At 66.8% G+C, this 26,093-nt stretch carries 17 protein-coding genes; 6 read left to right on the top strand and 11 right to left on the bottom strand.

All coding sequences use genetic code 11. From position 1 onward, the window contains the following. Nucleotides 1-68 precede the first annotated feature (68 nt). On the bottom strand, nt 69-1,406 hold the full coding sequence (locus tag ACQ7JA_RS18575) for an MFS transporter (RefSeq protein WP_430900400.1): 1,338 nt from the start codon (nt 1,404-1,406) through the stop codon (nt 69-71). A gap of 210 nt (nt 1,407-1,616) precedes the next feature. On the opposite strand from ACQ7JA_RS18575, the gene ACQ7JA_RS18570 reads away from it, so the two are divergent. Continuing rightward, nucleotides 1,617-2,483, top strand: a complete 867-nt coding sequence (locus ACQ7JA_RS18570; protein ID WP_430900398.1) for an alpha/beta hydrolase — start codon at nt 1,617-1,619, stop codon at nt 2,481-2,483. Nucleotides 2,484-2,603: 120 nt separating this feature from the next. Here the strand turns inward: ACQ7JA_RS18570 and ACQ7JA_RS18565 are convergent, their stop codons facing one another. The 3 genes from ACQ7JA_RS18565 to ACQ7JA_RS18555 all read right to left on the bottom strand — a co-directional run bounded on the left by ACQ7JA_RS18565 (nt 2,604) and on the right by ACQ7JA_RS18555 (nt 9,141). Next, nucleotides 2,604-4,397, bottom strand: coding sequence for a DEAD/DEAH box helicase (locus ACQ7JA_RS18565; protein ID WP_430900396.1), 1,794 nt, complete (start codon nt 4,395-4,397; stop codon nt 2,604-2,606). A 136-nt stretch (nt 4,398-4,533) separates the two neighbouring features. Further along, nucleotides 4,534-6,045 carry a tryptophan halogenase family protein gene (locus ACQ7JA_RS18560; RefSeq protein WP_430900394.1) on the bottom strand — a complete coding sequence of 504 codons (1,512 nt, stop codon included), beginning with the start codon at nt 6,043-6,045 and terminating at the stop codon, nt 4,534-4,536. A gap of 192 nt (nt 6,046-6,237) precedes the next feature. Then, nucleotides 6,238-9,141, bottom strand: a complete 2,904-nt coding sequence (locus tag ACQ7JA_RS18555) for a TonB-dependent receptor (protein ID WP_430900392.1) — start codon at nt 9,139-9,141, stop codon at nt 6,238-6,240. Between the two features lie 532 nt (nt 9,142-9,673). Here ACQ7JA_RS18555 and ACQ7JA_RS18550 point away from each other — a divergent pair. Together ACQ7JA_RS18550 and ACQ7JA_RS18545 are read left to right on the top strand one after the other, a co-directional pair. Next, entirely contained in the window at nt 9,674-11,527 is a 1,854-nt protein-coding gene (locus ACQ7JA_RS18550) for a glycoside hydrolase family 13 protein (RefSeq protein WP_430900390.1), read from the top strand. Then, entirely contained in the window at nt 11,524-14,403 is a 2,880-nt protein-coding gene (locus tag ACQ7JA_RS18545; protein WP_430900388.1) for an MGH1-like glycoside hydrolase domain-containing protein, read from the top strand. Before ACQ7JA_RS18550 ends, ACQ7JA_RS18545 begins: the two co-directional genes overlap by 4 nt. Nucleotides 14,404-14,406: 3 nt before the next feature. Here the strand turns inward: ACQ7JA_RS18545 and ACQ7JA_RS18540 are convergent, their stop codons facing one another. The 4 genes from ACQ7JA_RS18540 to ACQ7JA_RS18525 all read right to left on the bottom strand — a co-directional run bounded on the left by ACQ7JA_RS18540 (nt 14,407) and on the right by ACQ7JA_RS18525 (nt 17,897). Further along, nucleotides 14,407-15,396 carry a diacylglycerol/lipid kinase family protein gene (locus ACQ7JA_RS18540; protein ID WP_430900386.1) on the bottom strand — a complete coding sequence of 330 codons (990 nt, stop codon included), beginning with the start codon at nt 15,394-15,396 and terminating at the stop codon, nt 14,407-14,409. An 89-nt stretch (nt 15,397-15,485) separates the two neighbouring features. Beyond that, on the bottom strand, nt 15,486-16,004 hold the full coding sequence (locus ACQ7JA_RS18535) for a GNAT family N-acetyltransferase (RefSeq protein ID WP_430900384.1): 519 nt from the start codon (nt 16,002-16,004) through the stop codon (nt 15,486-15,488). Next, complete coding sequence (locus ACQ7JA_RS18530) at nt 16,001-16,528, bottom strand: GNAT family N-acetyltransferase (RefSeq protein ID WP_430900382.1); 528 nt, start codon at nt 16,526-16,528, stop codon at nt 16,001-16,003. The genes ACQ7JA_RS18535 and ACQ7JA_RS18530 overlap by 4 nt, the downstream gene beginning before the upstream one ends. A gap of 76 nt (nt 16,529-16,604) precedes the next feature. Then, a complete protein-coding gene (locus ACQ7JA_RS18525; RefSeq protein WP_430900380.1) occupies nt 16,605-17,897 on the bottom strand; it encodes an amidohydrolase family protein in 1,293 nt (430 codons plus the stop codon). Nucleotides 17,898-18,087: 190 nt separating this feature from the next. On the opposite strand from ACQ7JA_RS18525, the gene ACQ7JA_RS18520 reads away from it, so the two are divergent. The 3 genes from ACQ7JA_RS18520 (at nt 18,088) to ACQ7JA_RS18510 (ending at nt 22,396) form a co-directional block, all read left to right on the top strand. Next, on the top strand, nt 18,088-18,759 hold the full coding sequence (locus ACQ7JA_RS18520; RefSeq protein ID WP_430900378.1) for a phasin family protein: 672 nt from the start codon (nt 18,088-18,090) through the stop codon (nt 18,757-18,759). Between the two features lie 93 nt (nt 18,760-18,852). Next, nucleotides 18,853-20,616, top strand: a complete 1,764-nt coding sequence (locus ACQ7JA_RS18515; protein ID WP_430900376.1) for an ABC transporter ATP-binding protein — start codon at nt 18,853-18,855, stop codon at nt 20,614-20,616. Between the two features lie 22 nt (nt 20,617-20,638). Further along, nucleotides 20,639-22,396, top strand: a complete 1,758-nt coding sequence (locus ACQ7JA_RS18510) for an ABC transporter ATP-binding protein (RefSeq protein WP_430900439.1) — start codon at nt 20,639-20,641, stop codon at nt 22,394-22,396. Here ACQ7JA_RS18510 and ACQ7JA_RS18505 read toward each other — a convergent pair. From ACQ7JA_RS18505 to ACQ7JA_RS18495, 3 genes are all read right to left on the bottom strand, one after another. Then, entirely contained in the window at nt 22,393-23,280 is an 888-nt protein-coding gene (locus ACQ7JA_RS18505) for a hypothetical protein (protein WP_430900374.1), read from the bottom strand. The genes ACQ7JA_RS18510 and ACQ7JA_RS18505 overlap by 4 nt on opposite strands. Before the next feature lie 209 nt (nt 23,281-23,489). After that, nucleotides 23,490-25,049, bottom strand: a complete 1,560-nt coding sequence (locus ACQ7JA_RS18500) for a hypothetical protein (protein ID WP_430900372.1) — start codon at nt 25,047-25,049, stop codon at nt 23,490-23,492. Then, on the bottom strand, nt 25,046-25,915 hold the full coding sequence (locus tag ACQ7JA_RS18495) for an ABC transporter ATP-binding protein (protein ID WP_430900370.1): 870 nt from the start codon (nt 25,913-25,915) through the stop codon (nt 25,046-25,048). The genes ACQ7JA_RS18500 and ACQ7JA_RS18495 overlap by 4 nt, the downstream gene beginning before the upstream one ends. Between the last annotated feature and the right edge of the window lie 178 nt (nt 25,916-26,093).

The raw sequence follows: 26,093 nt of genomic DNA, 5'->3' as shown, positions 1-26,093 counted from the left end.
CGCCCAAGAGAGGCGATGTTAATAAAACGTTACGATACGACAGGCGCGAAATCACTGGCGCGCGGGGCCTAGACGGCCGATTTCACGGGCGCCGCGCGGTCGGTGACGAACAGCGTCAGCAAGGCCGCGACCAGCATCGAGGCGCCGCCGAGGGCCACGGTCAGCACGGTATGGCCGCCGAAGAAGTGCTTGGTCACCCCGCCCAGCAGCAGGCCGCTGCAGATCTGCGGGATCACGACGAAGAAGTTGAACAGGCCCATGAAGTAACCCATGCGCTTGGCCGGCAGCGAGCCCGCCAGGATCGCGTAGGGCATGGTCAGGATCGAGGCCCAGGCCAGGCCGACGCCGATCATCGGCAGCATCAGCATGTTGCGGTCGGTGATGAGGTAGATGCTGGCCAGGCTCAGGCCGCCGATCGCCAGGCAGGTGGCGTGCACGGTCTTGCGGCTGGTCGCGCGGGCGAAGATCGGCAGGATGAAGGCGGCCAGCGCCGACACGCCGCTGTAGACCGCGAACATGATGCCGACAAAGCTGCCGGCCGCCTGGAACTGGGTCGAATGGGCGTCGGTGGTGCCGTAGACATTGTCGGCGATCGCCGAGCCGGTGTAGATCCACATCGCGAACAGCGCGATCCAGGTGAAGAACTGCACGAAGGCCAGCTGCACCATGGTGCGCGGCATCTTGGCGAAGCCGCCGAAGATCTCGGTGATGGCGACGCCCAGGCTACGGGAATGCTGGCGCTCCTTGTTGAAGCTGTCCATGTCCGCGGGCGGCAGTTCGTCGGCGGTGAGGACGGTCCAGAGCACGGCCAGGAAGAAGATCGCGCCGCCGGCATAGAAGGAGTAGCGCACGGTGTCGGGGATCATGCCGCCCACCGCCTCGTTGGACACGCCCATGGTCTCGAAGAACCAGGGCAGGAGCGAGGCGATCACGGCGCCGCAGCCGATGAAGAAGGTCTGCATCGCATAGCCCGCGGTCTGCTGCGAGGCGTCGAGCTTGTCGCCGACGAAGGCGCGGAACGGCTCCATCGACACGTTGATGGCGGCATCCATCAGCCACAGCACGGCCACGGCCATCCACAGGACCGCGGAATTCGGCATCAGGAACAGGGCGATCGCCGCCAGCAGGGCGCCGATGAAGAAGAAGGGACGACGGCGACCCCATTTCGGGTGCCAGGTGTTGTCGCTCAGGTAGCCGATCACGGGCTGCACCAGCAGGCCCGTCACGGGGGCGGCGAGCCAGTACAGGGCCAGGTTGTCGGGGTCGGCGCCGAGCGTCGAGAAGATGCGGCTGGTGTTGGCGTTCTGCAGGGCGAAGCCGAACTGGATGCCGAAGAAGCCGAAGCTCATGTTCCAGAGCTGCCAGAACGACAGGCGCGGCTTGATGGCGCCGGTTTGCATATCCATTGATGTCCCCAATCAGGCCCGGACGGCGCCGGACTCTCGTGTGAAGCAGGCTGAAGCGAGAGTCAGCCTACTGTAATCTGTAGCAAAATAACATGGGCATTTCGGAGTGTCAATCGAAGAGCTGCCATAGTAGAATCGACACCACAAAGCTGGCTCGACAGCCCTGCTCTGTAGTCAAACAACATAAGAAAACACGGAAGGAGACCCTCGATGCGCCCGTTTCACCCTGCCCCGCTGTTGCTCTCGCTGGCCGTCCTGGCCGCCGCCCCCGCCGCCTTCGCCGCCGACGGCGCGAACACCCCGAAAGCCTCCACCGCCCTGCCCGGCGTCAGCCTGCTGGGCGAACCGGTCGAGATGCCGGGCCTGAACCGCAAGCGCCAGCTGCGCCTCTACCTGCCGCCCGGCTATGCGACCTCGAACAAGCGTTACCCGGTCCTCTACATGCACGACGGCCAGAACCTGTTCGACGCGGCCACCGCCTATGCAGGCGAGTGGAAGGTCGACGAGACGCTCGACGCGCTGGCGAAGGAAGGCAAGCTGGAACTGATCGTGGTCGGCATCGACAACGGCGCCGAAAAGCGCATGACGGAGCTGAACGCCTGGGACAACGAGCGCATCGGCAAGGGCGAGGGCCGCGAATACACGGACTTCATCGTCAAGACGGTGAAACCCATGATCGACAGACAGTACCGCACCCTGCCCGACCGCGCCAATACCGCCATCATGGGCAGCTCGATGGGCGGCCTGGCCTCGCACTACGCGCTGGCGCAGTATCCGCAGGTGTTCAGCAAGGCCGGCGTGTTCTCGCCGGCCTACTGGACGGCCGAACCCGCGTTCTCCTTCGTGGCATCGAAGCCGGTGCCGAAGGACGCGCGCGTATTCCTGCTGATGGGCGGGAAGGAAGGTCCGCAGATGAATGCGGACGTGAAGAAGATGGCCGGGGTGATCGGCAAGACCGGGCATCCGGCGAAGAATACCGTCTTGAAGATCGTGCCGCAGGCGGAGCACAACGAGGCATTCTGGGCGGGAGAATTGCGCGAAGCGCTGCTGTGGATGTTCGCGCCCGACAAATCGTAATATAGGTAGGGTGGACGGCTTCGCCGTCCGCGCGTTCAAATGCACGTTGCTTATAGGCGCATCGTCCATTTCAGCTTTGGTCGAACGCGCGGACGGCAGAGCCGTCCACCCTACGATGATTCAGCCTTTACGGTGCGGCTTCTTGGCGGCGGCATCCTTCTTGAAGAACTTCTTCTTCGGCGCGGCGGCCATCGGCGGCTCCGCTCCATCACGCGTCATGTTCAGCTGCTGCCCCGCCACCCACACCGTCTTGAGGTGGTCGATCAGGTCGGGCGTCATGTCGTCCGGCAGGTCGAGCGTGCTGTAGTCGTCGTAGATCTCGATGCGGCCGATGTACTTGGCCGGCATGCCGGCTTCGTTGGCGATCGCGCCGACGATATTGCCCGGCTTGACGCCGTGCTGGTGGCCGACTTCGATGCGGAAGGTGGCCATGCCCGGTTCCGGATCGCGCACCACGCGCTCCTTCTTGAAGCCGCCGGTTTCACGTGATTCGCGCGGCTCACGCGGCGCGCGCGGGGCACGGTCTTCCCAGGCGCCCTGCTCGCGCGGCGCGAATTCGGTGCGGAACTGTTCCGGCTTCGCTTCGCGGTCCGGCTTCTCGATCAGCAGCGGCACGTCGCCGCGCGCCAGCTTGGCCAGGGCGGCGGCGATGTCCACCGCCGGCACGTTCTGGTCGCGCTCGTATTCCTCGATCAGGGTGCGGAACTGCTCCAGGCCGCCGGCCGCCAGGGTCTCGGTGATCTGATCCTTGAATTTCGCGATGCGCACGTCGTTCACCGCCTTCACGGTCGGCAGCGACAGCGGCGACACCGGCTGGCGGGTGGCGCGCTCGATGGCCTTGAGCAGGCCGCGCTCGCGCGGCGTGATGAACAGGATCGCGTCGCCGCTGCGGCCGGCGCGGCCGGTGCGGCCGATGCGGTGGGTGTAGCTTTCCGGGTCGGACGGCACGTCGTAGTTGATCACGTGGCTGATGCGCTCGACGTCGAGACCGCGGGCGGCGACGTCGGTCGCCACCAGGATGTCGATCTTGCCGTTCTTGAGCTGCTCGATGGTGCGCTCGCGCGCCTGCTGGGCCATGTCGCCGTTGATGGCCACCGCAGCGAAACCGCGCGCCTGCAGCTTGGTCGCCAGCTCTTCGGTGCCGAGCTTGGTGCGCGCGAAGATGATCATGCCGTCGAAGGGCTCGGCTTCCAGGATGCGGGTCAGGGCGTCGAGCTTCTGCATGCCCGCCACCAGCCAGTAGCGCTGGGTGATGTTCTCGGCGGTGCCGGTCTTGGCCGCGACCGTCACTTCGGCCGGATCGCGCAGGTAGGTCTTGGCGATGCGCTTGATCGCCGGCGGCATGGTGGCCGAGAACAGCGTGGTCTGGCGCCCTTCCGGGGTCTGCTGGAGGATGTGCTCGACGTCGTCGATGAAGCCCATGCGCAGCATTTCGTCCGCCTCGTCCAGCACCAGCGTTTTCAGCTGGGAGAGGTCGAGCGAACCCTTCTCGATGTGGTCGATCACGCGGCCGGGCGTCGCCACCACCACGTGCACGCCGCGGCGCAAGGCGGAGAGTTGCGGGCCGTAGCTCTGGCCGCCGTAGATCGGCAGCACGTGGAAGCCCTTGATGTGGGCGGCGTAGCTCTGGAAGGCTTCGGCCACCTGGATCGCCAGCTCGCGCGTCGGCGCCAGCACCAGCGCCTGGGGCGTGGCCTGCTTGATGTCGATGCGCGACAGGATCGGCAGGGCAAAAGCGGCGGTCTTGCCGGTACCGGTCTGGGCCTGCCCGAGCACGTCACGGTTGGTCAGCAGCAGCGGGATGGTTGCGGCCTGGATCGGCGACGGCGTTTCGTAGCCGACGTCCTTCAGCGCCTTGAGCACGGGCGCGGACAGGTCGAGGTCGGCAAACGTCGGGAGGGGGGTGTCTGACATGGAAAACTTTCAAAAACGATACTAAAACGCCAGTTTACTCCCTTGCGGGGAGACGGCGGGCACAATTTGGAACGGGGTAAAAACAAAAGCCCCATGCGGCTACGACGCATGGGGCCGCACATGATACAGGTTCAGGCTACATCTTCTTCGCGGCGCACATTTTCGCGATATAGGCGTCATGCGAGGGCATCACCTCCACGCACTTGGCGATCACGCCGCGCACGCTGTCGAGGTACTCCGCGATATCCTCCTCCGACTGGGTATCGGCCAGCGGGTGGTAGCCCTCGATCGGCATGTTCTGCCCTTCGAAGACCTGGATCCAGCCGACTTCCGAGAACAGCTCGTTGTCGACCCGGACCACCCGGCCGCGCGAACGGTACATGTCCATCTTGTGGCGCAGCGTGTCCGGGATCGCCATGTTGGCGCATGCCTTCCAGTATTCGGAGTCGCTGCGCTGGTTCAGGTGGTAGTGCAGGATGATGAAGTCGCGGATGCGCTCGTAGTCGAAGCGCGACTGGCGGTTGTACTCGTCGCGGTCGACGCTGCTCCAGCCGCGGTCCGGGAAGAAGTCGAGCAGGCGCTGGATGCCGGACTGGATCAGGTGGATGCTGGTCGATTCGAGCGGCTCGAGGAAGCCGCTGGCCAGGCCCAGGGCCACCACGTTGCGGTTCCAGGCCTGCTTGCGCATGCCGGTCTGGAACTTGATGAGGCGCGGGTCGGCCAGCGCCTTGCCGTCGAGGTTGGCCAGCAGCGTGCTTGCGGCCTCGTCGTCGCTGATGAAGCGGCTGCAGTACACATGGCCGTTGCCGGTGCGGTGCTGCAGCGGGATGCGCCACTGCCAGCCCGATTTATGGGCCGTCGCGCGGGTGTAGGGCGTGATCGCGGGCGCCGATTCGCAGGGCACGGCGAGCGCCCGGTCGGCCGGCAGCCAGCGGGTCCAGTCCTCGAAGCCGGTCTGCAGGGTCTGTTCGATCAAGAGGCCGCGGAAACCCGAGCAGTCGATGAACAATTCGCCCTCGACGCGGCTACCGTTCTCCAGCTCGATCGCGTCGATGAAGCCGTTGTCGGCGCGCTGGGTGGCGCGGGTGATCTTGCCTTCGATGCGCACGACGCCGCGCGCTTCCGACAGCTTGCGCAGGTATTTCGCATACAGGCTGGCGTCGAAGTGGTAGGCGTAGTTGATGTCGCGCAACGGCGAATTCTGCACGTCGAAGCGCGGCGGCATGAACTTGCCCGCCCTGGCCGCCATGCGCGTGATCGAGTACTGTTCGAGCGGCGCGGCCTTGCCTGCCGCCCGCATCTTCTGCCAGTACTGGTCGAAGGGCAGCGTGGCCAGGTCCTGGCCCAGGCGGCCGAAGCCGTGCATGTAGCGCTCGCCCAGCCTGCCCCAGTTGACGAACTCGATCCCCAGCTTGAAGCTGCCCTGGGTCTCGCGCATGAATTCGTTCTCGTCGATGCCCACCACGCGGTTGAAGCGCTGGATCATGGGGATGGTCGCTTCGCCGACGCCGACGATGCCGATCTCGTCGGATTCGACGAGGCGGATGTTGTAGCGGCCGTTCAGCACGGTCGACAGCGCAGCCGCGGTCATCCAGCCGGCGGTGCCGCCACCGACGATGACGATGTCCTTGATTGGTTCAGTAGTCATAACGTTACCCTGGGGATTTGTAGGGTGGGCGGTCCTCCGCCCACGCATTCAACCGGCGGGAAAATGGACGATGCGCCAAATTGGCCCGTGTATTTGAACGCGTGGGCGAGGAACCCGCCCACCCTACGAAAAACAACCCCTGGCGAGCGCAAGCCCGGCAGGGGTCGTTACTTTAACCTACTTCAGACCAGCTTAGAACTTGTAGCTGGCGCCGAAGTGGTAGGTGCGGCCGTAGTCCACGCGGTTCGACGGATTGTTCTCGTCGGTGGTGTACTCCAGGAACGGTGCGTTGTTCCAGTTCTGCGCCTGGGCGAACAGGCTCACGCCCTTCAGCCAGCCGGACTGCACTTCGTAGGACACCTGCAGGTCGACGATGGTGTCGCCCTTGATGAAGGTCAGCTGCTGGTTGTCTTGGAAGTCGGAGACCTGGCCCAGGAAGCTCGAACGCTTGCGCGCTGCGGCGGCGATCTGGAAACCGTTCTTCTCGTAGTACAGGCGCAGGTTGCTGACCTTGCGCGACAGGCCCGGCAGCGGGATCGTGACCGAATCGCCGTTGACGTTCGCGAAGCCGATTTCCGGCAGCTCGATACCCGAACGGGTGTCCGAGTGGTTGACCATCACGCCGAAGCCGTCCAGGTACTGCGAGACCATCGAGAACGGCACGTTGACCGCCAGTTCGTAGCCCTTGATGTTGCCGCCGTCGCCGTTGGTCGGCTGGGTGAACAGGCCCTGGGTCGAACCGGCGAACGGACCGGTGGTCGGCAGCGGGGTGGTCGGCGTGATGTACGGCGCGTAGTTGAACGCACGCGGCGCACGCAGGATGTAGGTGTCGAGCTTCTTGTAGAAGACCGCGGCGCTGATGTAGCCCTTGTTGCCGAAGTACTTCTCGTACGACAGGTCGAGCTGCTTGGCGCGGAACGGCTTCAGCTGCGGGTTGCCGCCGCTGCCGGTCAGGATCGACACGCCCTGGGTTGCCAGGCCGAAGTTCTGGCCGGCGCGCAGGTCATCCAGGTTGGCGCGCGAGACCACCTTGGCCGCGCCGAAGCGCAGCGCCTGGTCATTGCCCAGGTCGAAGCTCACGTTCAGGCTCGGCAGGACATCCCAGTAGCTGTCGCCATCGCTCACGCGCTGGGCCGGGCAGGTCTCGGCGGTATTGCCGACGCAACGCGCCTTGTCGATCACGTAGCCGCCGCCGGTCTGGCGGGTGTGGACTGCCTGCAGGCCGACGTTGCCGCGGTAGTTCAGGCCGAACAGCTCACCATCCAGGTCGCCCATGAAGTAAGCGGTATTGATGCGCTCCTGCACGTCCCAGTACTTGTTGTAGATGTCGGCGTCGACCTTGTTGGCCAGTTCGTAGATCGAACCGAGCGAGCCGCGCGGATCCCACGACACCACGTTGAAGCCCGAAGCGCCGGCCTGGGCGACATCGCTGCCCGGCACGGCAACCGCCGCGTACGGGCCGGCGCCGCCCTTGATCAGCAGGCGGCCTTCGTCGCCGGTGCGCGACTTGTCGCGCGAAGTGTGGTTGAAGCCGTAGGTGGTGCCGGTGATCGGGCCCCATTCGACCGCTTTCTTGGCGGTCAGGCGCACGGCCTTGACCTGGTCTTCGACGTAAGGCTGGGCCAGGTAACCGGCCTGCGGCGAGGTTTCGCCGCCGGACCAGCCCATCACGTCGGTCAGGCGCGCGATGTTGCGGTCGGCGTAGTTCGAACCCGGGGTGTACTTCACCTGGGTGACGTTGCCGCCGTCGAAGTTGCTGTAGCTCAGGGTGTCCTGTGCGCGGCCGGCGATACCGGCGGTGGTTTCGTAGCGCGAGCCCAGCTTGGTGGCCTTCGACCAGGTCAGGTCGGCCGCGGTGGTCCATTCGCCGATCTTCAGCTCGTTGTTCCAGCCGATGGTCTTGAGGTCGTCTTCGTTGCCTTCGTAGTGGTTGCGGACCACGCCCTTCCAGTTGGTCAGGGTGCCGCTGGTGGCGACGCCGCCCGCGACGGTGGCGCTGCTCAGCACGTGGGGCAGCTCATACTTGCCGCCGCCGTTGTAGGCGACGCCGCCTTCGAAGCCGGTTTTCTTCAGGCCGGTTTCGCCGGCCGAGTAGAACAGGTCGACGGTCGATTTGAAGTTGCGGTTCGGGCGCCATTGCAGCGAGGCGAAGGCGCCGTCGCGGTTGTGCGAGCCGACTTCGGTGTCGTAGCCGAAGCCGCCCGGGGTCTTCACATCGACGCCGTTGTACGGCATGGTCGCGGTGCCCCAGGAATTGAACTTGGCCTGGCCGCCGCCCATTTCTTCATAGCGGGTGAAGCCCGCCGCCACGCCGATGGTGCGGTTGGCGAACTGGTCGATGTAGGACAGGGTGTAGCGGTCGCCGTCGCCTTCCGGCAGGCCGTCGCGCTGCTTCACGCCCAGGCGGCTCTTCTTGTAGCTGACGGCGACGGTGCGCTTGCCGAAGTCCAGCGGCTGGACGGTGCGCAGGTCGATGGTCGACGCCAGGCCCTGGCCGACGACGGTCGCATCCGGGGTCTTGTAGATCATGATGGAGCCCATCAGTTCGGCCGGGAACAGGTCGAACTCAGGGGAACGGGCATTGCCGGTCGAGGCCATTTCGCGGCCGTTCAGCAGGGTGCCGTTGAAGCTCGGCGACAGGCCGCGCACCGAGATCTCCGCGGCCTTGCCCGAGCTGCGGCCGCGCTGCACGGCCACGCCCGGCAGGCGCGAGATCGATTCGGCGACGCTCTGGTCCGGCAGCTTGCCGATGTCTTCGGCCGATACGGCCTCGACGATCGAATTGGAATTCTTCTTGATCGAGATCGCCGCTTCGATACCGCGGCGGATACCCGTGACGGTGACGGTCGACACCTGGCCATTCGCGTTCGGGGTCGAGCCCGGCGGGCTCGGCTGGGCTGCGGCTGCAGCCTGCTCGGCCGATGCCGGCGCGGTGGCCGTGCTCGAGGTGGCGTTGGTAGTGGTGGTGCTGTTGTCCTGCGCGTAGGCGCTGCCCGCGAACACGGACAGGAAAACGGCGCAGCCGGCAGCGACCGGGCTCAGCAGGAAGGCTTGGCGGACCGGTTCAGCGGCGCGCTTGGTTGCGAAGATACTCATTTGTCCCCTCAATAAAGACCAATAATTTTTTTCCCGAAACTACAGCGCGGCAGGCACCTTGCACGGCAGCCTCAAGCAAACGTATTACAACGTTCTGCCAAGGATTCTGTATTAAAACTAGATGCACTGTCAACGGGAGTTGCTTGTTACTACGATAATGGCATGTTTTGCATAAAATCGTCATAAAAACGCCGTGCGCACGTTGTATTTGGGCTACAACGGTGCATACGCGGGGTTGTAGTCTCACTACAAATGATGAAATTTTGGGCAAAATGGCTGAAAATGCACCACCGTAGTGCAGATTTTGCGGGTAAGGCATGTGAAAGGCGGTGCGGAGTGCCGGGCGCAATCGGAAAAAAATCTGTACTTTGACTAGATATGGAACACATCAAGTTTTTTGTACCTCGACTACTTCCGTAGTATTCTTCAGGCAACACAACTAGAACGGGCGACTCCTTTTTCCAGCGCGGGCGATTCTGTACTGTAGTCTGACTACGATCTGTCGCCGTTCGAAAGAGGAAGCCCTTACGCCATGAGACAGTTCCTCGCCCTCCTCCTGCTCGGCGGCGCCTCGCTCGCCGCTTCCGCCCAGTCCCCCGCCATCGCCCATATGGAACCGCCGTTCTGGTGGACCGGCATGCAGCACACGGGACTGCAACTCATGGTGCATGGCGAGCGCATCGCCGAGCTCGAGCCATCGCTTGCCTATCCCGGCGTGCGGATCGCCACCGTCACCCGTGTGCCGAGCAAGAACTACCTGTTCCTCGACCTCGAGATCGGCCGGGACGCGAAGCCGGGCAGCTTCGAGATCGCCTTCAGGGGCGCCGGGCGCCAGACGAGCCATACCTACCGCCTCCTGGCGCGCGAGTCCGGTTCCGCCCAGCGCGTCGGCTTCAATAGCAGCGATGCGATCTACCAGGTGATGCCGGACCGCTTCGCCAACGCGATCCCCGCCAACGACAGCACCCCGGACACCCGCGAAAAGGCCAATCGCGCCAATGGCGGCGGACGCCACGGCGGCGACATCGAAGGCATCGTCCGGCGCCTCGACTACATCCGCGACCTGGGCTTCACCCAGCTGTGGCCGACCCCGCTGGTTGAGAACGACATGCCGGCCTACTCTTACCACGGCTATGCCGCCACCGACCACTACCGGATCGATCCGCGCTACGGCAGCAACGAGGACTTCCGGCGCTTGTCAAGCGAGGCGAAGAAGCGCGGCATCGGCCTGATCCAGGACGTGGTGCTGTCGCACATCGGCAGCTCGCACTGGTGGATGAAGGACCTGCCGACGCCGGACTGGATCAACTACGGCGGCAAGTTCGTGCCGACCCATCACCACCGCACCGCCGTGCAGGATCCCTACGCCTCGAAGGAAGATGCGGACAACTTCACGCGCGGCTGGTTCGTCGAGTCCATGCCGGACCTGAACCAGAGCAATCCCCTGGTCGCGAACTACCTCATCCAGAACAATATCTGGTGGATCGAGTACGCCGGCCTCTCGGGCCTGCGCATCGATACCTTCGGCTATTCGGATGGCGCCTTCCTGTCCGAATACACCCGCCGCCTGATGCAGGAATATCCGAAGCTGAACCTGGTCGGCGAGGAATGGAGCGTTCACCCGCCCATCGTGGCGCGCTGGCAGCGCGGCAAGGACAACTTCGACGGCTACCGCGCCTCGACGCCGAGCATGATGGACTTCCCGCTTGCGGAAGCGATGCGCACGGCGCTCGCCAAGGACAAGGGCCACAACGTCTTCAACGAGGTCTACGAGACGCTCTCGCAAGACTATCTCTACCCGGAACCGGGCAACCTGGTGCTGTTCGAGGCCAACCACGACGTCTCGCGCATCTGGAGCACCGTGGGCGAGAACTTCGACCGCTACCGCATGATGATGGTCTTCCTGATGACGATGCCGCGCATCCCCCAGCTCTATACGGGCGACGAGATCCTGATGACCAGCGCCACGGGAGAACGCGACGACGCCAGCTACCGCCGCGATTTCCCGGGCGGCTGGGCGGGAGACAAGGTCGACGCCTTTACCGGCAAAGGACTGAACGACCAACAACGCGCCGCCCGGGAGCTGGTGCGCAAGCTGGCCAACTGGCGCAAGGGCCAGCCGCTCATCCACAAGGGCAGGATGATGCACTTCGGCCCGCGCGACAATACCTGGGTCTACTTCCGCTACGAGGGAGATAAAAAAGTGCTGGTCGCCTTCAACAACAATCCGAAGGAGATGGCGCTCGACACGGCGCGCTTCCGCGAAATGCTGGACGGCGTGCCGGGCGGCGTCGACGTCCTGAGCGGCCGCCGCTTCGACCTGCAGGGCGAACTGCGCCTGCCCGCGATGGCCAGCGTGGTGCTGGAACTGGAGACCGCACGATGATGCGCCGGCTCCTCGCTGCAGCGGCGCTTCTGGCCTGCCTGCCGGCCAGCGCCCAGGACAAGCACCTGTACGTGCGCGGCGCCTTCAACGGCTGGGGCACGGACAACGCGCTCGTCAAGAAGGGCGACAAGCTCTGGGAGGCCGACATCCTGGTTGGCCCCGGCAACCACGCCTTCAAGGTCGGCAGCGGCGACTGGAGCGACGAATGGGTGGTGGACAGCACCCGCAGCGTCACCGTGGCGCCTGATACGCCCTACCGCCTCGAGACCCGCGCCGGCCCGGAGGACTACCTGTTCGTGCGCCAGACCGGCACCTACCGCTTCACGGTCGACACCAGCGTTCCTGCCGCGCCCCAGCTGCGCGTGGTGCGCCTGGCGGACCGGCAGGCTGCCGCGCAATCCGACCCGCATGCCGGCCGCCAGGTCGCCCAGCTTGCCTGGCCGACCTGGGACGGCAAGCAGGAAAACGCGCGCTTTTCCTCGCCGGATGCGGCGGCCGCGCTGCGCGGCTACACGCAGTCGAGCAGCATGAACCTGCGCGATCCGGGTCCGCAGCACATCAGCTACCGCGAGGAAGCCGGCCTGCCGCGCATCCGCACCGGCAACCTGGCTTTCGACGCCCTGTTCGCATTGGCCGGCGCCGAGATGCGCCTGGACTCGGTCAGCCAGATCCGCGACGGCAACTACAACGGCGGCGCGCCGATTCCCTGCGAGTGCTTCGCCACCGGCGAGAAATGGCACTACGTCTGGACCCGCGACCTCTCCTACGCGGCCGACCTGGGCCTGGCCATGCTCGATCCCCAGCGCGTGCGCAACTCGCTCGACTTCAAGCTGTCCGGTTGGCGCAAGGGCGTGGACATCCCCGCGCAGGCAGCGGGGACGGAGGACGGCCTGCAGATCGTGCAGGACACCGGCAGCGGCGGCAGCTGGCCGGTCAGCACCGACCGCGTCACCTGGGCCTTCGCGGCCGAGGAAGCGCTGCGCACCCTGAGCCCTTCCGAACGCGCACCCTTCGCGCGGCGCGCCCTCCAGGCCCTCTCGAATACCATCGAGAACGACCGCATCGCCGCCTTCGACCCGGAATCCGGCCTGTACACCGGCGAACAATCCTTCCTCGACTGGCGCGACCAGAGCTACGCCGCCTGGGTGCCGAACCAGTTGGCGGCGATGTCGACCTCGAAGTCGCTGTCGACCAACGTCGCGCACTACCAGGCCTTGCGCCTTGCCGCGCGCCTGGCGCGCGAACAGGGCCAGGCGGCACGCGCGCAGCGCTATGAAGACTGGGCGGCAAGCCTGAAACGCGCCATCAACGCGCGCCTGTGGCTGAAGGACGCCGGCATGTACAGCAGCATGACGGCGGGCCACCTGGACGGCGCGCCGCTGCACAAGTTCGACTGGCTCGGCCTGGCGCTGGCCATCACCACCGGCGTGGCCGATGACGAACAGGCCCGCGCCATCCTGGCGCGCTACCCGCACGGCCCGATGGGCGCGCCCGTGATCTGGCCCCAGCAGCCCGGCATGCCGGTCTACCACAACCGCGCCATCTGGCCTTTCGTCACCGGCTACGGCCTGAAGGCGGCGGCGCTGGTGGGCAACGTGGCGGTGGCCGACGCGGCCTACGCCACCCTCATGCGCGGCGCGGCCCTGAACCTGTCGAACATGGAGAACCTCGAGTGGCTGTCCGGCCAGCCGCTGCTGCTCGACGAGGCCAATCCTTCCCTGATCGGCCCCGTGATCAATTCGCGGCGCCAGCTCTGGTCCGTGGGCGCCTACCTCGGCATGGTGATCAATGGCGTGTTCGGCGTGTCCGCGCTCGACGATGGCATCGCCCTGCGTCCTTTCGTGACGGCCAGGCTGCGCCGCGAGCAGTTCGCCGGCGCGAACGAGATCGCGCTGCAGGACCTGCGCCTGCACGGCAAGCAGATCGGCGTGCGCCTGCGCCTGCCGGCCGTGAGCCAGGACGAAGGCTACTACGCGGTGCAGCAGATCCGCCTGAACGGCAAGCCGGCAGGCCACACCATCCGCCTGGCCCAGCTGCGCGAACGGAACGACATCGAGATCGTGCTCGGCAAGCTGCTGCCGGGCCAGCAGGCGATCCGGCGCGTGCAGGACAGCCCCTACGCTCCCGGTGGCGCGACCTTCGGCCCGCGCGAGCCGGCCATCGTTTCGCTCACGCGGGACAAGGACGGCGCTGTTCTGAAGTTCGCACCCGAGCAGGGCCTCGTCTACAGCGTCTACCGCGACGGCAAGCTGGCGGCCGACGACCTTCAATCGGGCGAATGGCGCGACCGCAATGGCAGCGCAAGCGCCTGTTACGTCCTGGCGGCGCGCGACAGGGCGAGCGGCAACCGCAGCCACCACAGCATCCCGCAATGCGTCGATGCCGGCATCGAGATCGGCGCGGACGACCCGCGTATCGCTTCGAACATCGCCGCCAGCGCGCCGGACGCGCAGTTCTCGATGCCGCGCATCGTGGGCTGGGGCCAGCCGGGCGACCGCTTCGCCGTGGAGCGCATCGAGGTGGCGGCGCCCGGCCGCTACCAGGTGCAGGTCCGCTACCACAATGCGGCCAACCTGGTGAACCTGGGGATCAGCAACGGAATGAAGTGGCTGATGGTGAAGGACGCAGCCGGCAGGACGGTGGCGCAGGGCGTGGTCCAGATGCCGCACGCTCCGACGGCGAAGAGCAACACCCCGGCCGTGTATTCGACGCCGCTGGCCGCGAACCTGAAGACCGGCCGCTACCGCATCGAGATGAGCGACTTCTACAATATGAGCTATCTCGACAGTAACAGCAGCTTCAGCGGCGCGGGCGGCGGCAAGGGGCCCTACAACCGCGTCGACATCATGGGCGTACGGCTGCTGCGCACGCGCTAGCCTTTACGATGCTTCGACCTCGGGGACCTCGCGTGCTTCCTTGCGCGACGGTCCCTGCACCATCAGGGCCAGCCGCCCTTCCAGCACCCGGAATTCGAGCGGCATCGGCATCGTCGTCACCTCGCCGTCCGCCGCGACCTTCATGCGCTTGCGGCCGTACACGGCCGGGGTGCGCACCGTCAGGCGCTTGAAGGCGAAGGCCTCGACGTCGGCATCCTTCAAGCGTCCCAGCAAGCCGCGCAGCAGGAGGCCGAGCAGGCCCAGCTTGCCCATGGGGCGCGGGGCGATGGCGACCAGCTGGCCCTCCTCCACCGCCTCGGTCAGGCCATCCATGCCGACCTGTTCCAGCTGCAGGCGGTTGTTCCCGACAAACAAGGTGGTGGTGCGCAGGCGGCGTTCCTTGCCATCCTGCTCGAGGGTGATACGCAGGTGGCGGTGCGGGCGCAGCGCGATCTTGATTGCCGAGAAGAAGGCGACCACGCGGCTGCGGCCGTACTGGCGCTTGTCGTGCTCGCGCTCTTCCAGCAGTTTCGGATACAGGCCGACACTGGCGTTGACGAGGAAAATCTTGTTGTTGAGCAGGCCCACCTGCACCGGCCGCACCTTGGCGCGCAGCAATGAATAGACGGCTTCGGCCAGGTCTTCGGGAATGCCGTGGGTGCGGCCGAAGTAGTTGAAGGTGCCCTGCGGCAAAACCCCAAAGATGCAGCCGGCCAGCACGGCCTCATGGGCCACCGTGTTGATGGTGCCGTCGCCACCGGCGGCGACCAGAATGCCGTTCGCGGCCAGGGCCTGTTGCGCCATGCCGCGGGCGATCGCCTGCAAGCGTTCGGGATCATCGACCACTTCCAGGTGGCAGCTACGGCCGGCTGCGGCCAGCACCGATTCGATGGTCGAACGGCGCAGCGCCGTTTCCGAATGGCCCGAGCCGGCATTGAGGACAACGAAGATGGGGGCGTCGGGACGCGGTTCGCTGGGCGGATTGAAAGGCATCGAAGGCTCGGAGAAAGGTGGTCGTTTTTATGGCAACGCCATCCTACCACCGGCGCCTGCTACGGTGCGTCAGGCAGCGCACACAAGGCTCAGCTCCGCGCCAGCGCCATTCCGTAGACGTTCACACCCGGCTGGCCCTCGACCAGCACGGCGAAGCGCTCGAAGGTCATGCCAAGTTTGAGCAAGAGCCCGATCGATGCCGTGTTGGCCGGATTGGTAATGGCGGCCAGGCGTGGAATGCCGAGGCTCCGGGCATGCGCGGTGACGGCCTGGGCGGCTTCGAAGGCATAGCCGAGACCGCGATGTGCCGGCAGGAAGGCATAGCCGAGGTCGACATTCTCGAGGGTGTCGCGCTTGATCAGGCCGGACATGCCCACAGGCAATCCATCTTCGAGACGCTCGACCAGGTAGAGCGAGTGGCCGCGGCGACGCTGCATGTCCACGGGCCCGGCTTCGATGGCGCCCGCCGCGGCCTCGAGGGTGCGCAGGCCGCGGTCGCCGATGTGGATGATGAAATCGGGATCGTTGACGAGTTCGAGGTAGAACGGCGCATCTTCCGGCGTTGCCACGCGCAGCCGCAAGCGTGCGGTCCGGAGGACTTCGCTCATGCGTCCACCGTGGGCCAGTGGTCCGGGTCCTGCAGCAGCTGGTACATCACGTAGGCGTCCACATAGCCGAGGCGCCGGTGGCGGAAGGCCTTGGGCAGGGTACCGACGATGGAGAAGCCGAGTTTCTTCCAGAGACGGATGGCGGCGGTATTCGTGCTCACCACGTGGTTGAACTGCATGGCGAGAAAGCCCTGGGTGCGCGCCTCGCCCAGGCAATGCTCGCCCAGCATGCGCCCCACGCCCGCGCCTTGCGCCGAGGGGCTGACCATGAAGGAGGCGTTGGCGACGTGGTGGCCGCGCCCGACCTGGTTCGGCAGCAGACGGTACATGCCGAGCACGCGCCCGCCCCCGGACACCGCCACGAAGCTCGACACGCCTGCCCCCAGCCAGTAGGCATGGGCGGCTTCGCGCGAGGTGGCGGGAGTGAAGGGATAGCTGTCGCCGGCAGCGAGGTGGGTGCTGAAGATGCCCCACATCGCTTCGAAGTCCTGCTCGCCGGCGGGGCGGATCTGGATGTCTTTCACGACTTTCGGAACGCGTTGCTGAACTGGAAAGCGTTCTATTCTAGCCGCAAACCGACCCCGTCTTCATAGGATTTTGTTACGTATTGTGCGCGCCATGCGAGGGAATCCGGAAATCGGTGGCGGCCGGCCTGCCGGGCAGGTGCAGGGTTGCCTGGGCAGGCGGCGTCTCGGACACGATGGCGCCGCGCCGCAGCACCAGCCGGCGCGCCGCGCGCAGGCGGATCGCCTCCACCGGCGAGCCGGCATCGAGCAGCACCAGGTCCGCATGGCAGCCGGTCCTGATGCCGTAGCCCTCGAGGCCGAGGATGCGCGCCGGCGTGTCGGTCACGGCGGTGAAGCAGGCCTGCATCGCCTCCACGCCGGTCATCTGCGCTACGTGCAGGCCCATGTGCGCCACTTCCAGCATGTCGCCCGAACCCATGCCGTACCAGGGATCGAGCACGCAATCGTGGCCAAAGGCGACGTCCACGCCGGCGGCCAGCAGCTCCGGCACCCGGGTCATGCCGCGCCGCTTCGGGTAGCTGTCGTGGCGGCCCTGCAGGGTGATGTTGATGAGCGGGTTGGCGATCGCCGCGACCCCGCTTTCCGCGATCAGGGGCAGCAGCTTGCTCACGTAATAGTTGTCCATCGAGTGCATGGAGGTCAGGTGCGAGCCTGCCACCCTTCCCTGCAGGCCGAGGCGCTGGGTCTCGTAGGCCAGGGTCTCGATATGGCGCGACATCGGGTCGTCGGTCTCGTCGCAATGCATGTCCACGCGCAGGCCCTTGTCGGCCGCGAACTCGCACAGGAGGCGCACCGATTCGGCGCCCTGCGCCATGGTGCGCTCGAAGTGGGGGATGCCGCCGACGACGTCCACGCCCATGCCGATGGCGCGCTTCAGGTTATCGAAGGCGCCGGGGCTGCGCAGCAGGCCGTCCTGGGGAAAGGCGACCAGCTGCAGGTCGAGATAGGGGGCGACGCGCCGCTTCACGTCGAGCAGGGCCTCGACCGCCAGCAGGCGGTCGTCGCAGACGTCGACGTGGGTGCGGATCGCCAGCAGGCCGCGCGCCACCGCCCAGTCGCAATAGCGCAGCGCGCGTTCGACCAGGGCTTCCTGGCTCAGCTGGGGCTTGAGTTCGCCCCATACGCGTATGCCTTCGAGCAAGGTCCCGCTGCGGTTCACGCGCGGCAGGCCATAGCTGAGCACGGAATCCATGTGGAAATGGGCGTCCACGAAAGGCGGGCTGACCAGGTCGCCGCCCGCATCGATCTCGCGCGCACCCTGCGCCCTCATCCGCTGCTCCACCGCGACGATGCGTTCGCCTTCGATGCCGATATCGATGCCATGGCTGCCGTCCGGCAATGTCGCATTCCGAATCACGAGATCCATGCAAGCTCCTTGTCTGGTTTTCCAGATTGTAGCCATTTCCGTCGAGCCAGGCCTGCCGGAAGCAGATGACCATGCTGCACTGCAATATCTTTGTTGTAAAACAAAAAAGAAGTGCTTTGCAAGCGCGGCCTTTCATGGCTACACTAGCCGATATTGCAGTGCGCCATAAAATGACCGATAAGGAATTCGCATGACTTCACTTCCCGAGCAATTCACCGCAGCACGCAAGGCCCAGTTCGAAGCCGGCTTCGACATCTTCCACTCCCTCGCCAACCAGGCTTTCGAGAGCGCCAGCCGGGTCGCTGCCCTCAACCTGGCCACCTCGCGCGACGCCCTCGAACGGTCGGCCCGCACCGCCACCGCCCTGTTCGCCTCGCGCGATCCGCGCGACCTCCTGATGCTGGGCGGCCACGCCGAAGAGCAGGTGCGCAGCCTGTTCTCCTATGGACGCGAACTGATGAGCATTGCCGGCGGCATCAAGCCCCATGCGGTCCGCACGCCGGTGCTGTCGGGCGCCAACGTCGAGACGGTGGCATTCAAGGCCGTCGCTCCTGCCCCGGCTCCTGTTCCGGCTCCGGCTCCTGTTCCCGAACCCGTCGTGGCGGCGGCCGTGCCGGAAGCTGCGCCGAGCGAGCCGCTCGTGCTCGCCGAGCCGGAGCCGGCGGTCGAGCTGATCGTCACCGCTGCGGAAGCCGCGCCGGCCCCGGTGGCCGAACCGAAGGCCATCGCCAAGGCCGCCGGCAAGGGCACGGCCCGCGCCGCCGTCGTGCCGCATCCGGCCGCCGCTCCGGTCGCAGCGCGCGACGAAGCGGAGGCGCCGAAAATTGAGCTGCCGCCGACCTCTCCCCGCCGTAAGAAGTAGAGCACCTCGCTGCGCCTGATTGGTAAAGCGACTACACTAGCGGGCTTCGGCCCGCTTTTGTTTTGGGCGCAAAAATCTCCTAGGAAATACTGCATGAGTCTCGCAAGGCTGATCGGCGGCTTCGTCCGCCGTCACTGGCCGGCCTATGTCTCGTCGGCCTTCATGCTGGCCGGCGTGGCCATTTGTACGGTGCTGATTCCGCGCAAGGTCGGCGCCCTGATCGACGGCCTGGCGGCGCACAGCCTCGACGGGCGCGCGCTGCTGCTCGGCCTGGCCCAGCTGCTGGGTCTTGGCGTCGCCATCTACGTACTGCGGGTCGGCTGGCGCATCCGCCTGTATTCGGCCGCCTACAACCTCGGCGTGGAGCTGCGCACGCGCCTGTATGCGCGCCTGGCCAGCCAGGGCCCGGGCTTCTACCAGCGCCAGCGCACCGGCGACCTGATGGCCCTGGCCACCAACGACATCGACGCCATCGAGATGGCGGCCGGCGAAGCGATGCTGGCCGGCTTCGACGGCACCCTCACTCTGGTGATCGTGATCGGCATCATGACCCTCGGCGTGGATCCGCGCCTGGCCGGCGTCGCCCTGCTGCCCTTCCCGCTGATGGCCTTCGCCTTCTGGCGCATCTCGACCCAGGTCCACCATGCCGAAGCGGATGCCCTGAAGCGATTCTCGGCACTGAACGACCATGTGCAGGAATCGCTCTCCGGCGTGCGCACCCTGCGCGCCCTCGGCCTGGAGACGCGCAGCGCCACGCAGTTCAGCGAGCTGGCCGGCAATGCGGCCAATGCCAGCCTGAACGCCCAGCGCTGGGAAGCGGCCTACGAGCCGGCCGTCGGCCTGACGCTCACCGCCGCGACCGGCCTCACGCTCGGCCTGGGCGGCTACCTGGTCTGGAACAATGAGCTTACGGTCGGCGACCTGACCAGCTTCACGATGTACCTGGGCCAGCTGATCTGGCCGATGTTCGCGGCCGGCTGGGTGCTCTCCCTGATCGAACGCGGCCGCGCCGGCCTGAATCGCCTGCAGCCGCTGCTGGACGCGCCGCTCACGGTCGAGGATACGGGCACCCTGGCGAGCGTCGGGCGCGGCGCACTGGCGGTCGACCGGGTCACCTTCGCCTACCACGAGGCGGAAAAGCCGGCGCTGGACAAGGTCTCGGTGACGGTGGAGCCGGGCCAGACCCTGGGCCTGGTCGGCCCCACCGGCGCCGGCAAATCGACCCTGCTGCGCGTGCTGCTGCGCCAGGCCACGCCGCAAAGCGGCCTGGTTACCTGGGCCGGCCAGCCGCTGGGCGCCTACCGCCTGGAGGCCCTGCGCTCGGCCATGAGCTGGGTGCCGCAGGAATCCTTCCTGTTCTCCGCGACCATCGCCGAGAACATCGCGCTGGCCCGCCCCGGCGCTTCACGCGCGGAGGTGGAGGAAGCGGCGAAGATGGCCTCGATCCACGACGACATCCTGCGCTTCCCCTACGGCTACGACACGCCGGTGGGCGAGAAAGGCATCACCCTGTCGGGCGGCCAGCGCCAGCGCGTGGCGATCGCGCGCGCGCTGCTGGCCGACAGCGCGCTGCTGCTGCTGGACGACGCCCTGTCGGCGGTCGACACCGGCACCGAGACCCGCATCCTCGAACACCTCGACGAACTCCGTGCAAGGGGAGGAAAATTCGGGCCCGAACGCGCCGCCATCATCGCCAGCCACCGCCTGTCCGCCGTCGCAGGGGCCGACCGCATCGTGGTGCTGCGCGACGGCCGCATCACGGAATCCGGCACCCACGAGGAACTGCTCGCATTGGATGGCTGGTATGCCAGCCAGTGGCGCTATCAACAACTGGAGGCCAGCATTGACGCAGCCTGACCCGAAACTGGAAACCAGGGATATGCGCGCCCAGGCCAGGCAGGCGGCCGGCCTGCTGCGCCGCGCCGCCGAACCCGACAAGCGCCACCTGGTCTGGGCCACCTTCTGGCTCGCGATCGCCGCCGCCCTCGAAGTCGTCGGCCCGCTGCTGGGCAAGATGCTCATCGACGAACACCTCCTGACCCGCAACCTCGACTGGACCCGCATGTCGCTGCTGCTGGGCGGCCTGGTGGTCACCGGCTGGGTGTCGTCCTGGATCCGCTACCTGCAGCTGATCCGCCTCTCGGGCCTGGCGATGCGCTCGGTGCGCCGCCTGCGCGAATGGGTCTACGGCCACGTGCTGCGCCTGCCGATGGCCTTCTTCGACCGCGCCATCACCGGCCAGCTGGTCAGCCGCGTGACCAACGACACCGAGGCCGTCAAGACCCTCTACATCCAGGTGCTGTTCGTAATGCTCGACTCGACCATCGTGCTGGTCGGGACAATGATCGCGATGGCCTGGCTCGACTGGCGCCTGATGCTGGTGGTGCTGGCCCTGGTGCCGGCGGTGGTGGGTATCGTCTGGCTCTACCAGCGCCTCTCGGCGCCGGCAGTCACGCGCGCCCGCGCGCTGCGTAGCGACATCAACGGCCAGATGGCCGAGTCGATCGGCGGCATGAGCGTGCTCCAGGCCAGCAATGCGGAGAAGCGTTTCGGCGAGCGATTCCTGAACACCAACCGCGCCCACCGCGTCGCGCGCCTGAAGGAACTCAAGGCCAATGCCTTCCTGCTGCGGCCCGCGCTCGACCTGCTCAACGTGGTGCTGCTCACCATCGTCATCTACGGCTTCGGCCAGCGCCAGATGAATGCGGTCGAAGTCGGCGTGCTGTACGCCTTCATCAGCTACATCGCGCGGGTGGTGGAGCCCCTCATCCAGATCACCATGCAGTTCAGCGGCCTGCAGCAGGCGGTGGTGGCGACCGCGCGCGTGTCCGCCCTGCTCGACGAAGGCGGCGCGGCCGAGCACCTGGCCGGCCGCGTCGAGAACGCCGCGGCCTTCGATCCGAAGGCGCCTGCCGTGCGTGTGCGCGATGTGAACTTCGCCTACGTGGAAGGCCAGCGCGTGCTGCACGACGTCTCGCTCGACATCCCGCAGGGCGCCTTCTTCGGCATCGTCGGCCACACCGGCAGCGGAAAGTCGACCCTGCTTTCGCTGCTGCTGCGCTACTACACGGCGGACGAAGGGACGATCGAGATCGGCGGCCTGCCGCTCGCGGCGATCGGCAACGAGCGCTTCCGCAACGAGGTCGGCCTGGTGCCGCAGGATCCCTTCATCATGGCCGCCACTGCGCGCGAGAACATCGACATGGGCCGCGGCCTGTCGCTCGAACGCATCGAAGCGGCCGCGCGTGCGGCCCATGCCCACGACTTCATCGCGGCGCTGGAACAGGGTTACGAGACCCAGCTCGGCGAAGGCGGCTCGCGCCTCTCGTCGGGCCAGAAGCAGCTGGTGGCGATCGCCCGCGCCCTGGCCGGCGAGCCGCGCATCCTGCTGCTGGACGAAGCGACCTCGCGCATCGACAGCGCCACCGAGCAGATCGTGCAGGAAGCGCTGGAAGAGTTGCGCGGCAAGGTGACGATCATCGCGATCGCCCACCGCCTGTCGACGATCCGCGCGGCCGACCGCATCATCGTGCTGAACCACGGCCGCATTACCGAAGCCGGTTCGCACGAGGACCTGATGCGCATCGAGGGCGGCCTGTACCAGCGGCTCTACCTGCTGCAGCAGATCGCGATCTAGCCGCGATCCGGCGGCACGAGGCGCGCCGCATTGCGGCGCTCGATATCCCGCAGCACGCGCGTGGCGACGCCGTCGAGCGCGGCGAAGTTCTTGCCCAGGCCCTGGCGCAGCGCTTCCGGAACGCTGCCGCCGCACCAGCCCATCTGCATGCACAGTTCCAGCGTGCGCACCGAGTCCGGACCGCAGTTTGCTCCCAGGCGGCAGGCGACCAGGGTGGCGCCGAAGGGCACGCCCAGCGCGGTCGAGTCGCGCTCGGGCGTGATCGCCGGCGCCATCTGCGCCTCGATCGCCGGTGCGACCAGCGAGGCGATGACTTCCGGATTGCCCTGCTCGAAGGCCGCCTGCAGCATGGTCGCCCGGCCGTCCGGGCCGTCCGCGGACAGGTAGTCGAACATGCTGCCCAGCAGCGGATCGGTGCTCAGGCCGATGTTGCGGGCCGCGTCCAGCTCGCGCCCTGCGTCCGCCAATCCCTCGGCAGTGAAATCACAGCGCTGCAGCAGGGCGTCGGCGGCTTTCCTGCGCTCGTCAGGGAGCGCGGACGGCGCGGCCTTCAAGACCAGCCCGCACGTCTCGAGCACCCGCATCGCATAGAAGTAGGCGCCGTTCCCGGGTTTGCGCAGCGCTTCGTAGAAGAACACACGCAGGTTGCGGGCGCCCGCGTATTTCGCATGCATGTCGCGCCAGCTCGCTTCCGGCTGCACCGCTGCCGGCGGCGGCGTATCCGTGACGGGCGTTGTGCCGGGCACGGGAGCGTGGGCCAACCTGGCGGGTCTCGGCGCGGGCACGTCGACGATGACGGGTGCGGGCGGCGGGACGGTCAGCGCCACCCCGCCCGCAAGCAGGGCGGCGAGCACGGCGCCGATGGCGATTTCACGGAGTCTCATGCCCGCGATGGTATCAGGCCCGGCTCCGCTCACCAGCCAAGCCCCATGCCGGTAGAACCCCCAGCGCCGTTCCGGCGCCACCGCCACCACCACCACGCGCACCCTTGGTATCACCCTTGGTGTCAGGTCTGACATTCGGACACGAACTCAACATTAAATACAGTCCAAACCTGAGCTCGTGTCTATTTGTCAGACCTGACACCAGGGTGTTAGCCTTCGCCGCGCCGGGTCCAGGCCATGCCGGCTGCGACAGAGGCCAGTCCGGCCGCCAGGAAGGTGGCGCCCGATGCGAGGGTGGCGTCGCCGTGGAAGCCGACCACGTCCATCATCGGCACGCCCTTGGCCTGGATCGCCACGTAGAGGCCGAACAGGAAGAGGCCCAGGAAGAGGCGCGGCGTACGGCTCAGCAGGCCGAACAGGGCGGCGCAGCCTGCCAGTGCAGCCACCCCGGCCAGCAGGGCGAAGGCGCGCACCGGGTCGGTGGCGCTCCAGCGCAGCGCGATGGGCGCCGTAGAGAGCAGGCCCAGCAGAAGCGCCGCGCCCCACTGGCGCAGGAAGCGGCGCGGCACGCCGCCTGGCGCCGCGCCTGTCAATCCTTCGCAGCCGGCCGTGGCGTCGCGGGTCGTGCTCTCGCTGCACAGGATGCCCCAGAAGGCCACCGCGCCGACGAGCAGGCCGGGCAGCACGGTGGCGGGCAGCAGCAGGCCACCCAGGAAGCACAGGGCCAGCACCAGGATCGCGCTGGGCGCCGTCATCAACACCAGGCCGGCGTCGGCCAGCACCTGCCCGAGCGGGCCGGGCGTGCGCGCAGCGAGCCGCATCAGCGGCTGCACGCAGCTGGCCAGGGGACGCAGCCAGCCGTTGAGCAGGGCCAGCGGGGTGCGGCGGCGGCGCGCCTTGCCCGCCTTGACGCGGTCCGGCGAGAAACGGTGGAACAGGAGCATCGCGGGCAGCAGCGGCAACGGCGCCAGCACCGCGGACAGCAGGCGCGCGCGCACCATGTCGGCGGTCCACATCGACTGCGGCAGTTCGAGCGGCGCCAGGGCGGCATCGAACGGCATCATGCCGATGCCCAGCGATTCGGTCGCCACCTGGCTGCGCAGGCCGTTCAGGGCGTTGGCCAGGCCGGTGAAATCGAGCCAGGCCAGGGACGATGCCTTCGTACCCTCCTCGACCGCCGCGCCGAGCGAGAGCAGCATCATCCACACGATGAAGTACAGCAGGTCGCCGCCCTTGCCCATCAATGGCCCCCAGCTGTCGCACAGGACCGCGCAGCTGGCCGCGAACATGGCCATCGGCAGCAGCATCAGGGTGTAGGTCTCCAGGTAGACCAGGGGCTGCAGGGGACCGTCGCCGCGCAGCAGGTGGCAGGCGAAGGTGGTGAGCATGAAGGCGCCCAGCAGGATCACCAGCGAACCCACGGCGCCGAGCCAGCGGCTGAACACCAGCAGGGCATTGCCCGCCGGCGTCGCGCCGATCACGCCGCCGATGCCGCTTCTCAGGTCTTCCCCGGTGCGTCCGCGCGCGAGGTAGAAGCCCGCAAGACTGAACAGCAGGCTGGCCATGGTGGCGCTGCCGAGCGCCAGCGCGGAACTGGTGTACAGCACGCGCGCATCGTGGACGATCATCAGGGCCTTGCCGGTGCGGATGTCCGAGATCATGGCCCAGGTGACGGCCACCACCGCCAGGATCGTGACCAGGGTGGACAGGCGCCGCAGCCGCAGGCGCACCTCGTTGGCGGCGAGCAGGAACAGTGGGTGAGCATTCATGCAGCTTCCTCCTGCACGGCATAGCGCTGCGCCATCAGCGCTTCTTCCAGCGTCGGCTCGGCCTCGCGCGCGCCCAGGCAAGGCAGCTCGGGATGCGCGATGCGCAGCAGCACGCGGCCATCCTGGCGCTGGGCCTGCAGCACGTGCACGCGCTCGCGCAGCGCGGCGTAGTCATGTTCGGCCACGCTGGCGCTCCACACCTGGCCTCTGGCCAGGCGCAGGATGGCATCCGGCGACTCGTGCGCGACCAGGCGGCCGGCGCGCATGATGGCCAGCTCGGTGGCGATGCTCTCGACGTCGGACACGATGTGGGTCGAGAGGATCACCAGCTTGCCGTAGCCCAGCTCGCCCAGCAGGTTGCGAAAGCGCAGGCGCTCCTCGGGGTCGAGGCCGGCCGTGGGTTCGTCCACCACCAGGATGTCGGGGTCGTTCAGCAGGGCCTGGGCGATGCCGAGGCGGCGCCGCATGCCGCCCGAGAAGGAGGCGGCCGGGCGGTGCGCCTGGTCGTGCAGGTTGACGAGTTCCAGCAGGCGCCGGATGCGCGCGGGGTCGCGCACGCCCTTGAGGGCGGCGAAGTACTGCATGAACTCGAGGGCGCTCAGGTTCGGGTAGACGCCGAAATCCTGCGGCAGGTAGCCCAGGCGGCGCCTGATCGCGTCCGGCTTGCGCACGATATCGACGCCGTCGAACAGGATCTGGCCGCTGCTCGGACGCGCCAGCGTGGCGATCATTCCCATCAAGGTCGACTTGCCGGCCCCGTTGTGGCCGATCAGCCCGACCACGCCCTGCCCGAGCGACAGCGTGACTTCGTCCACCGCCCTGACTTCCTTGCCGAATTTCTTGGACACCGTGCGCAGTTCCAGCATGAGTTTCCCCTCCTGTTGTTGTTGGTTCGAGGATAAGGAAAGCGGGGTGGCGGCCACCAGCGGTTTGCGACGGATGGTCAAAAACGCGGTGTGAACGATGTTGAGAATACGTCTTATTTGTACGTACTAATGTGTCATTTTGGTGACAATTGGCGAGAAAGTGAATTTCTAATTTGCA

Origin of the sequence: Massilia sp. BKSP1R2A-1, from assembly GCF_050586525.1 — a bacterium.
In the GTDB taxonomy this organism is placed as follows: Bacteria; Pseudomonadota; Gammaproteobacteria; order Burkholderiales; family Burkholderiaceae_D; genus Telluria.
This window is presented reverse-complemented; position numbering and strand designations above follow the sequence as displayed.

Coding starts and splice junctions, on each gene's coding strand:
- ACQ7JA_RS18575 (WP_430900400.1), bottom strand. CDS start 1,406: ATGGATATGCAAACCGGCGCCATCAAGCCGCGCCTGTCGTTCTGGCAG.
- ACQ7JA_RS18570 (WP_430900398.1), top strand. CDS start 1,617: ATGCGCCCGTTTCACCCTGCCCCGCTGTTGCTCTCGCTGGCCGTCCTG.
- ACQ7JA_RS18565 (WP_430900396.1), bottom strand. CDS start 4,397: ATGTCAGACACCCCCCTCCCGACGTTTGCCGACCTCGACCTGTCCGCG.
- ACQ7JA_RS18560 (WP_430900394.1), bottom strand. CDS start 6,045: ATGACTACTGAACCAATCAAGGACATCGTCATCGTCGGTGGCGGCACC.
- ACQ7JA_RS18555 (WP_430900392.1), bottom strand. CDS start 9,141: ATGAGTATCTTCGCAACCAAGCGCGCCGCTGAACCGGTCCGCCAAGCC.
- ACQ7JA_RS18550 (WP_430900390.1), top strand. CDS start 9,674: ATGAGACAGTTCCTCGCCCTCCTCCTGCTCGGCGGCGCCTCGCTCGCC.
- ACQ7JA_RS18545 (WP_430900388.1), top strand. CDS start 11,524: ATGATGCGCCGGCTCCTCGCTGCAGCGGCGCTTCTGGCCTGCCTGCCG.
- ACQ7JA_RS18540 (WP_430900386.1), bottom strand. CDS start 15,396: ATGCCTTTCAATCCGCCCAGCGAACCGCGTCCCGACGCCCCCATCTTC.
- ACQ7JA_RS18535 (WP_430900384.1), bottom strand. CDS start 16,004: ATGAGCGAAGTCCTCCGGACCGCACGCTTGCGGCTGCGCGTGGCAACG.
- ACQ7JA_RS18525 (WP_430900380.1), bottom strand. CDS start 17,897: ATGGATCTCGTGATTCGGAATGCGACATTGCCGGACGGCAGCCATGGC.
- ACQ7JA_RS18520 (WP_430900378.1), top strand. CDS start 18,088: ATGACTTCACTTCCCGAGCAATTCACCGCAGCACGCAAGGCCCAGTTC.
- ACQ7JA_RS18515 (WP_430900376.1), top strand. CDS start 18,853: ATGAGTCTCGCAAGGCTGATCGGCGGCTTCGTCCGCCGTCACTGGCCG.
- ACQ7JA_RS18510 (WP_430900439.1), top strand. CDS start 20,639: ATGCGCGCCCAGGCCAGGCAGGCGGCCGGCCTGCTGCGCCGCGCCGCC.
- ACQ7JA_RS18505 (WP_430900374.1), bottom strand. CDS start 23,280: ATGAGACTCCGTGAAATCGCCATCGGCGCCGTGCTCGCCGCCCTGCTT.
- ACQ7JA_RS18500 (WP_430900372.1), bottom strand. CDS start 25,049: ATGAATGCTCACCCACTGTTCCTGCTCGCCGCCAACGAGGTGCGCCTG.
- ACQ7JA_RS18495 (WP_430900370.1), bottom strand. CDS start 25,915: ATGCTGGAACTGCGCACGGTGTCCAAGAAATTCGGCAAGGAAGTCAGG.